This window comes from Thermomonas sp., from assembly GCF_025993755.1.
GTDB lineage: Bacteria > Pseudomonadota > Gammaproteobacteria > Xanthomonadales > Xanthomonadaceae > Thermomonas.
Genome location: NZ_JAMQHN010000107.1, coordinates 26,193 through 38,824 on the forward strand (window position 1 = coordinate 26,193; position 12,632 = coordinate 38,824).

Annotated in this window: 11 protein-coding genes; 3 read left to right on the plus strand and 8 right to left on the minus strand. The window is 65.3% G+C overall.

Annotated features, from left to right (window positions below; genetic code table 11):
- Window positions 1-7 precede the first annotated feature (7 nt).
- Together Q0X16_RS07075 and Q0X16_RS07080 are read left to right on the plus strand one after the other, a co-directional pair.
- Window positions 8-847 carry a hypothetical protein gene (locus Q0X16_RS07075; protein WP_297832530.1) on the plus strand — a complete coding sequence of 280 codons (840 nt, stop codon included), beginning with the start codon at window positions 8-10 and terminating at the stop codon, window positions 845-847.
- 48 nt (window positions 848-895) lie between these two features.
- On the plus strand, window positions 896-1,180 hold the full coding sequence (locus Q0X16_RS07080; RefSeq protein ID WP_297832533.1) for a hypothetical protein: 285 nt from the start codon (window positions 896-898) through the stop codon (window positions 1,178-1,180).
- A gap of 309 nt (window positions 1,181-1,489) precedes the next feature.
- On the opposite strand, the gene Q0X16_RS07085 is transcribed toward Q0X16_RS07080, so the two are convergent.
- The 8 genes from Q0X16_RS07085 to Q0X16_RS07120 form a co-directional block, all read right to left on the minus strand.
- On the minus strand, window positions 1,490-4,540 hold the full coding sequence (locus Q0X16_RS07085; protein WP_297832535.1) for an efflux RND transporter permease subunit: 3,051 nt from the start codon (window positions 4,538-4,540) through the stop codon (window positions 1,490-1,492).
- Window positions 4,537-5,553 (minus strand): efflux RND transporter periplasmic adaptor subunit, encoded by a 1,017-nt coding sequence (locus tag Q0X16_RS07090; protein WP_297832538.1) that lies wholly within the window; start codon window positions 5,551-5,553, stop codon window positions 4,537-4,539. The genes Q0X16_RS07085 and Q0X16_RS07090 overlap by 4 nt, the downstream gene beginning before the upstream one ends.
- Before the next feature lie 35 nt (window positions 5,554-5,588).
- Entirely contained in the window at window positions 5,589-6,911 is a 1,323-nt protein-coding gene (locus Q0X16_RS07095) for a TolC family protein (protein WP_297832541.1), read from the minus strand.
- Between the two features lie 123 nt (window positions 6,912-7,034).
- Window positions 7,035-7,538: a regulatory protein RecX gene (locus Q0X16_RS07100; protein ID WP_297832544.1), complete on the minus strand. Its 504-nt coding sequence runs from the start codon at window positions 7,536-7,538 to the stop codon at window positions 7,035-7,037.
- Window positions 7,535-8,554: a recombinase RecA gene (gene recA, locus Q0X16_RS07105; RefSeq protein WP_297832546.1), complete on the minus strand. Its 1,020-nt coding sequence runs from the start codon at window positions 8,552-8,554 to the stop codon at window positions 7,535-7,537. Before recA ends, Q0X16_RS07100 begins: the two co-directional genes overlap by 4 nt.
- Window positions 8,555-8,737: 183 nt before the next feature.
- Complete coding sequence (lexA, locus tag Q0X16_RS07110; protein WP_297832549.1) at window positions 8,738-9,373, minus strand: transcriptional repressor LexA; 636 nt, start codon at window positions 9,371-9,373, stop codon at window positions 8,738-8,740.
- 96 nt (window positions 9,374-9,469) lie between these two features.
- The gene (locus Q0X16_RS07115) at window positions 9,470-9,979 is read right to left on the minus strand and encodes a CinA family protein (protein WP_297832552.1); all 510 of its coding nucleotides are present in this window, start codon (window positions 9,977-9,979) and stop codon (window positions 9,470-9,472) included.
- Window positions 9,980-10,204: 225 nt separating this feature from the next.
- Complete coding sequence (locus tag Q0X16_RS07120; RefSeq protein ID WP_297832555.1) at window positions 10,205-11,398, minus strand: porin; 1,194 nt, start codon at window positions 11,396-11,398, stop codon at window positions 10,205-10,207.
- 302 nt (window positions 11,399-11,700) lie between these two features.
- Here Q0X16_RS07120 and pstS point away from each other — a divergent pair.
- Window positions 11,701-12,632, plus strand: a 932-nt coding sequence (pstS, locus tag Q0X16_RS07125) for a phosphate ABC transporter substrate-binding protein PstS (protein ID WP_297832558.1), incomplete at its 3' end; no start/stop codon positions are given.

Here is a 12,632-nt window from a genome sequence, read left to right on the forward strand (position 1 = left end):
CTTGCAGATGCAGATCCCGCGCGTATGGATCAAGGCAAGCGGCGAGGGAAAACTCCCGGACGGGAATGTTGTTCCCATTTCGCTTTGGGGCTGGGGGCAAGACGAGGCCGAAGCCCGCGGCAACGGTGTCGACAGGCTCAAGCGCGTCCTGGAGCGCATTGGCCGGGGCGAGCCATTCCCCGACACGTATGGCTATGGAACCCGGCCCGTCCGTGAAGAGATTCTCGAGACGCTCGCGCTCGACGCCCTGGGCGAGCCATCCGCCGTCATCACGCGCAACGGCTATGGCGTCCAAGTCCTGAACACGGACCGGCTGCTCTTCCTCGACATCGATCTCCCGCTTCCCGGCCTTTCCGACCGGATCAGGCAAATGTTCGGCGGCGCCTCTTCCGAGCAGAAAGCCATCTCCAGACTCCGCGACTCGCTGCGCAGCCACAGCAATGCCACTTTTCGCCTGTACCGGACGGCGGCCGGACTCCGGGCCATCGCCATCGACCGCGAGTACGACCCGACGGCACAAGACGTCCAGGATCTGATGCAGGCGACCGGGACGGATCCCGCCTATGCGCGCCTTTGCCGCGTCCAGCGCAGTTTCCGCGCCCGCCTCACGCCCAAGCCGTGGCGTTGCAACAGTCCTCCCCCACCGGGAGGGTACCCAAGAACCGACGCTGGAATTCAGAAGCAATTCACCGCGTGGCTGACCAGGTACGAAGAGGCCTCGGCGCGCCATGCGACCTGCCGATATCTCGAAACGATCGGCAACGCCAGCCCGGGCGGCGACGCAAGCCGTTTGATCGAGATCCACGATCGGACGACCCGATGCAATGAACCCCTGCCGCTCGCTTGACGGTCGGGCGCCCAACGGCCAGTCGCAGGATCGTCGATTGGAGGGCGGATGCAAATCCATTTCCAGGCAAACGGAATGCCGGTCGAATTCCGCCGCGACAGGATGACCGGGACAGCCGTCCTCGTCACGCCGAGCGAGACGATCACCCTCCAGACTGCGGTCAATCCGCTCACGCACCTCAGCATCAGGCTAACCCGCACGTGGACGGCAACGATAGCTGGAACAGAGGTTCGCATCGTGAAAACGCGGCCGCTGTTGCTGGCGGGTCTCCGCCCACATCGCTACGAGGTCTTCGTGGACGGAAATCCGGTTGCGACCGCGACAGGCTTCTAAGGAGGCCTGATTTTGCCCTGCGGGTAGCACGACCCCTGTTGCGTAAGGCTGGCCAGCTAGATGCACGCGCGTCCGGTCATGTCGCATGGCGCCCGCGATCGCAGCAAGGAGCCCGGTGAGCCAGGCTGCTGAGTCGCGTTGCGCACCACGCAACATAAGACCTGACGCGGGCTATGGCGTCTCCTGCGCAATGCGGCGCAATGCGGCGCAAGCCGGCACCGATGCCGCCTTCATTGTCCTGGGCCACCAACCTCAGCCTCGCCGGCGGGCCGCTCGCCCACTGCAACGAGATGCTTGAATCCTGAGAGTTCAAGCCCCCCGCTGCAGTGCCATGTACAGCGCCGGCATCACCAGCAGCACCAACGGTACTGCCACCACCAAGCCGGCGATGATGGCGACCGCCAGCGGCTGCTGCATCTGCGAGCCTTGGCCGATGGCCAGCGCCAGCGGCAGCAGGGTGAGGATGGCGGCCAGGGTGGACATCAGGATCGGGCGCATGCGGTGCAAGCCGGCGTGCAACAGGGCCTCCTGCGACAGGGGGCCATCCGCATTGCCATTGCTCTGGGCTTCGCTGAAATAAAAGATCGACAGCTCAGTGACGATGCCGACGATCATGGTCATGCCCATCAACGCCGAGATGTTCAGCTCGATGCCGGTGACCCACAGGCCAAGGAAGACGGCGCTCAACGACAACAGCGGCGCCGCCAGGATCGCCAGCGCCACGCGGAAGCTTTCGTACAGGAACAGCAGCAGGGCGAACACCAGCGCCACCGCGGCCAGCAGCACCACGGTCAGGTCATGGAACGCCGCCTGCTGCTGCGCATACAGGCCGCCAAGTTCGTGATACATGCCTGCTGGCAGCAACCCCGGCTGCGCCAGCACGCGCTTGACGTCGCCCACCGTGCTGCCCATGTCACGTCCCACGATACGGGCGGTGACGGCCACCATGCGCTTGAGGTTGTCGCGATTGATTTCCGGCTGCCCCTGCACGGTTTGCAGCGTGGCCACCGTGTCCAGCGGCACCAGACGCCCGTCACTGCTGCGCAACAGCAAAGCCTGCAACTGCTCGATCTGCGCACGCGCGGCCGGCGGCAACCAGACGCGTACCTCCACGCGCTTGGGTCCCTGCGGCAGCTGCGCAGCCACGTTGCCGGCCACTGCATCGGCCACCTGCTGCGCCACCGTGGATGGATCCAGCCCGTACAGTGCGGCCTTGGCCGGGTCGGTACGCACCACCAGCGCATCACCGGCGGGGTTGATGCCGTTTCGCACTTCCACCACGCCGGGCACCTTGCCCACGGCATCGGCCACCTTGCGTGCGGTGGCGACCAGCTGCGCCTCGTCATCGGAATACAGCTTGACCTCGATTGGCTGTGGCACTTCGGTCAGATCGCCAATCAGGTCTTCCATCAATTGCGCCACGTCGATGTCCAGCCCTGCGACCTGGGTGCTGGCTTGCCGGCGCACGGATTCCATCACCTCGGCCGTGGACGGGCGCTGGCCATCTTTCAGGCGCACAAAGAAATCGCCCGTGTTCGCTTCGGTCAGTCCGCCGCCAAGCTGCAGGCCGGTGCGCCGGGAATAGGTCTGCACATGCGGATTGCTGCGGAGGATGCGTTCCACCTGCAGCAGCATGCGGTTGGTTTCCTGCAACGATGTACCCGGCTGCGAACGATAGTCGAGGATGAAGCCACCTTCATCCATCGCCGGCATAAACCCGCTACCCACGCGCAGGTACGCAAGGCCGCCGGCCAGCAGCAGCGGCAAGGCGATCAAGAGCAGCCACGCGGGCCGGCGCAGCAAGCCCTGCAACGCGCGCTGGTAATGCACTGCCAACCATTGCGTCACGCGTCCCGGCGGGCGCTCGCGCGCATGTTCTGGATTGATCAGCCAACGCGCCAGCAGGGGCACCGCAACCCAGGTCAGCGCGTATGAGATCAGCAGCGCACAGGCCATGGTCAGCGACAGCGCCTTGAAGAACGCGCCGGTGACGCCGCCCAGGAAGGCCAGCGGCAGGAAGATCACCAGCGTTGCGGCGCTGGATCCGGTCAGTGGCCGGGTGAACTCCCGTGCGGCGGCGGCAACCCGCGTGGAGATCTCCGCGCTGCCTTCGTGTACACGGCGCACGATGTGTTCCAGCATCACGATGACATCGTCGATCAGCAGACCAACGGCGGCGGCCATGCCACCCAGGGTCATCATGTTGAAACTCATCTTCAACAGCGTCAGCAGCAGCACGGTCATGGCCAAGGTAGCCGGCACCGTGATCAACACGATCAGGATGATGCGGGTGTTGCGCAGAAACAGGAATAGCACCAAGCCAGCCAGCGCGATGCCGATCAGAATGGCGTCGCGCACGCTGCCAGCCGCCCCCACCACCAGCAGCGATTGGTCATACCAGTTGGCAACCGCGAGCGAATGCCCGTTGCTGCGCTCGAACTCCATCAGGCGTTGCTTCACCGCCTGCGCGATCTGCACGCTGTTGCCATCCGGCTGCTGATACACCTCCAGCAGCACGGCATCGCGGCCATCGGCCGTGGCGCGCACCCACTGCGGCGCCGTGCCCATGCGCACCTTCGCAATGTCGCCCAGTCGCAAAGCTCCGCGCGCATCGGCGCGCAAAACGATATTGGACAACGCTGCCATGCTGTTCGGCTGGTTGTCGGCCATCACCAGATAGAGTTTGTAATGGTCCTCCAGGCGTCCGGCGGATTGCAGTGTGGCGGCATTGGCCACGGCGTGGGCCACGTCGGCCAGCGCCAGCCCTTGCGCGCGCAGCTTCGCCGCATCCACGTCGACCTGGAATTCGCCAACGGCGCCCCCTTGCACTTCCACACGCGCCACGCCGTTCACGCCGGACAGCAACGGCTTGAGCTGGTACTCGGCCACGTCGCGCAGCTGCGTGGGCGACAGCGTGCCCGAGCGCAGGCTGTAGGCCAGGATCGGAAACACGGTGGGATCCAGCCGGATGGCCTCGGTGTGCACGCCCGCCGGCAGATCCGGCATGGCCTGGGCAATGGCCGCATCCACTTCCAGCAAGGCGCGCGCCATGTCGGCGCCCCAGTCGAACCCGATATTGATTTCGGCGCTGCCGCGGCTGGTGGTAGAGCGCAGCTCGCGCACGCCGCGCACGCGACGGATGGCGTCTTCCACGGGCCGCGTGGTGGACACCACCATCTGGTCGGCGGGCTGATCGCCGGCATCCAGCGTCACACGCACCCGCGGAAACGCCACGTCGGGAAACAGCGTGACCGGAAGCCGCAGCGCACTGGCCAGTCCACCCACGGCCAGCACGAGGATCAGGAACAGCAGCGATCGACGGTGGCGAAAACACCAGTCCTGCACCCCGCCACCGCTCATTGCTTGCCCTCTTGTACCGGCATGCCGTCTTCTGCTTCGTAAGCCCCCTCCACGATGATCCTGGCCTGCGCGGTCAAATTCGCTTCCACCCCCAGCACGACGCCCACGGGCTGGCGCACGTGCACCGGAACCCGATGCGCCTTGCCCGCCTGCACGATGAAGAGATGATCGCCAGCATCGTCATGAACCACGGCTTGCCGCGGCACCGCCCAAGCGGAATAGGCTGCGCCTTCAATCTGCGCCGTCAATGCGTCGCCCGGATGCAGCCCGGCGTGCGCCGGCAATTCCACCAGCACGGGCAGCAAACGGGTTTGCGGGTCGATGCTGCGGCCCGCGGTGCGAACTTGCCCGACGACAACGCCGCCCGCGAATGCGCCCTGCAGGCGCACCTGCTGCCCGGCCTGCACATTGAAAGCGGCCTCGGAAGGCGCCAGCGACAACGCCCCCACCAACGCTTGCGCGGGAGCGAAGGTCAGCAATGGCGCATCGGCGGCGAAACGGTCGCCATTGCCGATCGCCAGCGTGGTGACCATCCCATCGGCTGGCGCGCGCAGCACTTCGCTGGCACTTCCGCCGCCTGCAGCACGCTGCGCCTCCAATCCCACCTGCGCATCGGACAACGCCTTTCGGGCAGCCGCCAACTGCGATTCGGTCGCCAGATGCTGTTCGAACAGGCTGCGGGTGCGCTCCAGTTCCCCTTGCGCCAGGGCGAGCGTGCTTTCCGCCTGCGCATACGCGTTGCGCGCGGCCGGTTCGGGAGCGATCGACAGCAGCGCCTGTCCGGCGCGCACGGCCTGGCCGGCTGACACATGCAAGGCCAGGATTTGCCCGCCATGTCCCAGGCTGAGCGTGCGCGCCCGCTGGGGATCCGCTTCCACGCTGCCCCAGGCATTCAGCACATCGTGGAAGGATTGCCTCTGAGCAGGAACAGTGGTGATTTGGACTTGTGTCGCCGCGTCACCGCCATCTTGTTGCGCACCGGTGCAGCCGCCCAGCAGCAGGGTGGCTACCAACGCCAGTGCCGGGACAAGGAAAGCAGCACGATGAGTCATGGAGAAGACACCTTGGTCTCGAAATCGGTGCGCCCCAGCAATGTGTGCAGGGCAATCGCGGTAGCCGAACGCGCCTGTTGCAGGTTGGCCAGATCGGCATCCGCGGCCAATGCATTGCCGCGCAGTGCCAGATAGGCCAGCCAGTCCAAGCGATGCTGCTGCCACGCCTGCTCGGCCGCACGTCGGGCAGTATCCATCTGGCGCGCATGCGCCGAAGCGGCGGGAAGCTGGGCATCCTGCGCCTGCAGGTCCGCCTGCAGCCGCGCCACATCGTTGCGCGTGGCCAGCAAGCGGGCTTCGTAATCATCCTTCAGCTGCTGCCGGGTGGCAGTGGCGATGGCGATATTGCCGCGATTGCGATTGAACAAAGGCAGCGTCAACCCGAACGTGATGCCCTGCGTCTGCACATTGCCGGTATCCCCGGCGCGCACCATTCCCAGGCTCAGCATCGGGAACTGCGCGCGGATGGCGCCCCGCAGCTGGGCATCGGAAGCGCGAAAGCCGGCCTGCAGCGCCAACAGATCGGGGCGACGCTGAGGCAGGTTCTCCAGCGCCGCACGCACCTGCGCTGCGCTGGGCGATGCCGCCTCCACGCTGCCTGCCGCATCGCCCACCAGCGGCAAGGGTGCTTGCGCAGCCAAGCCCAGCAGCTGGCGCAACTCCGATTCTGCTTGATCCAGCGCAACTGCATTGTCGCCGGCGCGCTTGCGCACATCGCTGGCGGCATTGAGGGCTGTTGCCGCCACGTCATGGGTCAGGTTGCCCTCGCGCAAGGCCGCCAATGCCGACGCTTCCAAAGGCTGCAGGGCATCCAGCTCTTGAGCCAATTGCTGACGTTGCGCGCGCAGGGTTTGCACCTGCAAAAACAGCTGGCGCGCTTGCGCGATGGTTTGCCATTCCATCCACAACACGTTGAGGTTGGCCTGTTGCAGCTGGTCCTGCTGCGGTATCTGGCTCTGCAGCAAAGCGGCAACATCCCAACTCAGCCCCAGATTGAACGCATGCACCAACCCGGCCGCATTACCCAAGGGGCGGTCGGTTTCGAAACTCACTGACGGATCCGGCAGCAGGCCTGCGGCAAACGCCTGCGCCTGCGCGATGCCGGCTGCCGACCGCTGCGCCAGCAAGGCAGGGCTGTTGGCCACCGCAAGCATGGCGGTCTCGGTGCTGTCCAATCCGTCGCTGGGGTCGAACCGATGCTGTCGCAGCTCGGGCAGCGGCATCTGTGCCAACGGCACCGACAGCGCCTCCACTGCGGGGCTGCCTTCTGCCTGCGACAGGGCAAGCGGCTGGTAGGTGGCGCAGCCGGCAGATCCCAAAATGAAAATGGCAGGGAAAAGAAAGGCCGTGCACGCACGGAAGCGTGAAAAGCAAGCACCGATCGGCAGCATTGAGGAAAACTAACACGCTGCCGTTAAGCGTTCCTCAGCGTCTTCCACAAACTACGTCTGCACAAGCGCGGCGCGCGCCTGCTCCATGGAAAAGCCCCGACGCAGGAGGTAGTCCATGGCTTTCCGCCGGGCGGCCTCCACGCCGGACAGCGCCTGCGGTTGGCGACGATGGATCAGCTCGCGGGCGATCTCGGTCCAATCGCCTTCGAATTCGTCCATGGCCGCGGCGACGACGTCCGCCGGCAGTCCATGCAGGTTGGCCAGTTCGGCACGAACGTAGGCGGGACCGTAGCCGCTGCCGGCACGAACGCGCAGCAGCGATTCGGCAAAACGTGCATCGCTCTGCCAGCCCTCGCTCGCCAGCCTGCCCACCACCGCCTGCGCGTCGGCGGCAGGCACACCGCGTTGAATTAGTTTGCGTTCCAGTTCGAACTGTGAGTGCTCGCGACGGGTCAGCAGTCCGAAGGCGCGCTGGATTGGCGTCGGATCGGCTCGCGGCGGGCGCCGACGCCGGGCAGCGACGTCCTTGTCGGGCCCTGGCGCCGAATGGTTCATTCGCCTTCTTCGCGCGTGGCTTCCTGCGGGACGAATTTCTCGCGCAGGATCGCTTCCAGTTTGGCGGCGATCTCCGGGTTTTCCTTGAAGAACTGGCGGGCATTTTCCTTGCCCTGCCCGATCCTCTGACCGTCGTAGCTGTACCAGGCGCCGGACTTCTCGACCAGTTCCGCGTTGACGCCCATCTCGATCAGTTCACCCTCGCGCGAGATGCCTTCGCCATAGAGAATCTCGGTGATGACCTGCTTGAACGGCGGCGCCAGCTTGTTCTTGACCACCTTGATCCGGGTCTGGTTGCCGATGATTTCCTCGCCTTTCTTGATGCTGCCGATGCGACGGATATCGAGCCGCACCGAGGCGTAGAACTTGAGTGCGTTGCCGCCGGTGGTGGTTTCCGGGCTCTGGCCCGGCATCATCACGCCGATCTTCATGCGCAGCTGGTTGATGAAGATCACCAGGGTGTTGCTGCGCTTGATGTTGCCGGTGAGCTTGCGCAGGGCCTGGCTCATCAGGCGCGCCTGCAGGCCGGGCAGTTGGTCGCCCATCTCGCCTTCGATTTCGGCCTTGGGCGTCAACGCGGCCACCGAGTCGATCACCACCATGTCGACGGCATTGGAGCGCACCAGCATGTCGGCGATTTCCAGCGCCTGCTCGCCGGTATCGGGCTGCGACAGATACAGATCATCGAGGTTCACGCCCAGCTTCTGCGCGTAGATCGGGTCCAGCGCGTGCTCGGCGTCGATGAAGGCGCAGGTGCCGCCGGCCTTCTGGCACTGTGCGATGGCCTGCAGGGTCAGCGTGGTCTTGCCCGAGGATTCCGGACCGTAGATTTCCACCACGCGACCCTTGGGCAGGCCGCCGATACCGAGAGCAATGTCGAGCATCAGCGAACCGGTGCCGATCGTTTCCACCGCTTCCACGGTGCGATCGCCCATCCGCATCACCGAACCCTTGCCGAACTGGCGCTCGATCTGGGTCAGGGCCGCGGCCAGCGCGCGCTTCTTGTTTTCGTCCATCGGGGTGCTCCTTGAAGGGGGTTGGGATGGTGTTCGTTCGGTACGTGGGCAGCTTAGGCGGGGCCCGTCGCACGGACTGCGACGCTGGCGAACCGCGATGGAAATTTTTCACGTCGGGCGCATCGGGAAAATCGGAAAACGCCGCGCGCGGCGTCGGATTTGCGCTCGATGCGGGCGGTCGGCTCAGGCATGCGGCCGCACCAGCCCGCAGTACAGGCCCTCGATGGCGAAATCCTGCCCCGGCTGGACCTCGATCGGCTCGTGATCGGGGTTGCGCGGCAACAGCCGGATTTTCCCGCGGGCGGGCTTGAACAGCTTGACCGTGATTTCATCGTCGATCCGTGCGATCACCACCTGCCCGCTGCGCGCTTCATTGGTGCGGTGCACGCCGATCAGATCGCCGTCGAAGATGCCCTCGTCGCGCATCGAATCGCCCTTGACCCGAAGCAGGTAATCGGGGGTCATCGAGAACAAGGTGCGATCCATCAGCACCACCTGTTCGCTGCCGATGTCGGCACCGATCGGCACGCCCGCCGCCACCTGACCCAACACCGGCAACTGCAGCGCGTCGTCGTTGGCCGGAAGGTCGAGTTGGCGTGGCCGATTCGGCCACTGCAGCAAGCGCAGGCTGCGCGCGCGACCGGGGCTGCGCTCGATCACACCGGCCGCTTCCAGTGCCTCGAGGTGATATTGCGCGGCGCGAACGCCGCTGAAGCCGAAAGCGTGGGCGATTTCCGCCTGCGAGGGCGCGAACCCGTCGGCTTCGATCCGTTCCGCGAGGAAGACGTGTATGGCTTGTTGTTTGGCTGTCAGTTCCATGGTTAGTAGTAATACCACTAAGAAACGAAGGCGTCAACATGACGCCGGAGCCCGGAAGCCCGGGCGTGTTGGGCACCAGCCGCGCAGATCGCCGGATTACGGATTCCCCGTGTTCAGCATGTGTTCCAGCCCGTGCAGCGCGGCCGCCACCGTCTGCCGCCGCACCGCGTCGCGGTCGCCGTCGAAATGGCGCAACTCGGCGCGGGCATAGCCACCGCGCCGTTTCCAGCCGATCCAGACCGTGCCCACCGGCTTGTCCTCGCTGCCGCCATCGGGACCGGCAATGCCGGTGACGGCCACCGCGATCGTCGCGCCCGAATGCACCAGCGCGCCGCTGACCATCTCGACCACCGTCTCGCGGCTGACCGCGCCGAACTCTTCCAGCGTCTGCGGGCGCACGCCCAGCAGCGCTTGCTTGGCCTCGTAGCTGTAGGCCACCAGGCCGCAATCGAACCAGCCGGACGAACCGGGAATCTCGGTCATGCATTTGGCGATCCAGCCGCCGGTGCAGCTTTCGGCGGTCACCAGCATCTGCCGGCCCGCCAGCAGGCGCGCGCCGACCGACTGTGCCAGCGCGTTCAACTCGGGGTTGGTGGGAACGGACACGGTGCGACTCTCGCAGGCGGAAGCCGTCTTGTAGCGCATGGAGCGCCGGAACGAAAGTCTCGACCGGTTTCCGGCGGCGAACTCAACGGCATCGCTGGTTGGATCGACAAGCCCTCGACAGAACACCGCCGCAGGTGCCCGATCGCAGCCTGCGGCGGCAATGGAGTTTGCGGATCGGCGGCACCGCCGTCCGCGGCGACTACTGTATCCAGCCTTCGCGCATCCTCAGAAGCGGAACTCGCCCCAGACGCCGAGCTCGTCGGTCCGCAGATCCTTCGTGCGCAAGGCGTTGCGCTGATCGGTGTGCTTGTACACGGTGGCGAGTTTGATGCCGGGCGCCACCGGCCATTCCACACCGAGGTTGTAGTAGGTGTCGCGCAAGGTCGGATCCAGCGTCCGGCTCGTGTGGCTGTTGTCGTAGCGCGCGAACAGCGTCACCCCGGCCTGATTGAGGCCGTGGCTGCCCCACAGTGACCAGCCGTTGGCGCTGTCGCTGGCGACGGTGGCGACGTTGTTCCAGTTGTTTGCGCGGAAATACTCAACGCCCAGGCGGGTGTTGCCGTTCATGTAGGCCGCCATGAGATCGACGCGGTTGGCGGTGTGCAGGGCGGGAGTCGTCTGCTTGTCGCGGCCGAGCGTGCCTGAATAGAGACCGACGCCGAGCACCGTCCGGCTGGTCGGCGAGTAGCTCAGGCGGCCTTCGAAATCCAGACCATGGCTGCGGCTGGGATTCTTGTAGCCGTTGCCGTTCAGGGCCGCAACCGCGTACTCCAGCGATCCATTGGCCACCTTGCCGCCGACATGCACGCCCCAATCGGCCGAAGTACCGAACTTGAGGCGATCGGCGATGGTGTTCTCGACGTAGCGCATGCCGTACCAATTCTCGGCGAACGGCACCCACGGCAGATCGGAAGAACCGGCGCGCAGCACGAAGGCATCGCTCAGCCGGTACTGGATGTAGGCCTTCTTGATGTAGATCTCGGTGGACGAGATCGCCGAGGAGTACTGGAAATCGGTGGTCAGGTTCATCGACCAGCGGTCGTTGAACTTGTGGTCGACGCCGAGGTAGAAGCGCTTGATGTCGAAGGCGAAGCCGGTGCGGTCCGTCTTCACGCCGCGATTGCTGTCGTCGATATGGGTCAGGTCGTAGTAAAGACGCCCGCTGATCTTGGTGTCGTTCACCAGTCGCCGCAGGCCGGCCAGGTCGTCCAGCTGTTCGTTGGTGGCGGCCTGTGCGACGTTCACTTCCGACTGCGCATCGGTACGTTCTTCCAGATTCTGGATCTGGGCCTGCAACGCCGCGATTTGCGCCTTCAGTTCGGCGATGTCCTGGGCGCTGGGCGCCGTCTGCGCGGCGGCGGTGAAACTGAAGCTTCCGGCAACCAGCGCGATCGCGGCGGCCAAGTGGGTAGAACGCATGGTGTCACTCCGAAGTGGGAAATTGGCTGTCCGGCTGGCGATTGCTTGCGACACAGAGCCGCAGCGCCATCCGCAGCGCATTCCACACGAGCCATGTTGCAGTTTCGTTGCAGGAATCTGGAAGTTTTGTTTCCGCGCGACATGTCTGGGGCTGTCACATGAACGTCATGAAACCGTCCCATTGGCGTCACGAAACCCCGCTGGAATACGCAGCGAGGCGGGAACAACCCGCCGCTTCCCCACCCCAGGAGTCGTTCGTGACCCAATCCTTCAAATCCCGCTTCGTTGCACTCGCATTGGCGATGAGCTTCACCGCCATGGCCATGGCTTCCGACGTCACCGGCGCCGGCGCCTCCTTCGTCTATCCCGCCATGTCCCGGTGGGCGTCCGATTACAAGGCCGCCACCGGCAAGGAAGTGAACTACCAGTCGATCGGTTCGGGCGGCGGCATCGCCCAGATCAAGGCCGGCACCGTGGATTTCGGTTCCTCCGACAAGCCGCTGCCTCCGGCGGAGCTCGCGCGTGACGGGCTGGCCCAATTCCCGTCGGTGATCGGCGGAGTGGTGCCGGCCTTCAACCTGCCCGGCATCGCCGCCGGCGCGATGAAGCTCGATCCGGACGTGCTCGCCGACATCTTCCTCGGCAAGATCACCATGTGGAACGACCCGCGCATCGTCGCCAGCAACCGCGGCCTGCCCCTGCCGGCGATGAAGATCACCGTGGTGCACCGCTCCGACGGCTCCGGCACCAGCTTCAACTTCACCAATTACCTGTCCAAGGTCAGCCCGTCGTGGAAGGCGCAGGTGGGCGAAGGCACCACCGTGAAGTGGCCGGTCGGCATCGGCGGCAAGGGCAACGAAGGCGTGTCCGCTTACATCAAGCAGATTCGCGGCAGCATCGGATACGTGGAACTCGCGTTCGCCGTGCAGAACCGTCTGACCTATTCGCGCCTGAAGAACGCCGCCGGCAACTATGTCCTTCCGAACGACGACACCTTCGCCGAAGCCGCCACCAGCGCCAACTGGGCGTCGAGCAGGGATTTCTATCTGATCGTCACCAACGCCCCGGGCGCGAACGCATGGCCGATCACCGCCACCAACTTCATCCTGGTGCGCAAGGACGGCAAGCCCGGGACGCGCGCCGCGATCAACTACTTCCGCTGGGTTTACGCCAACGGCGACGCCGCAGCCACCCAGCTCGGATACGTGCCCTTGCCGGACGCACTGGTGCGACA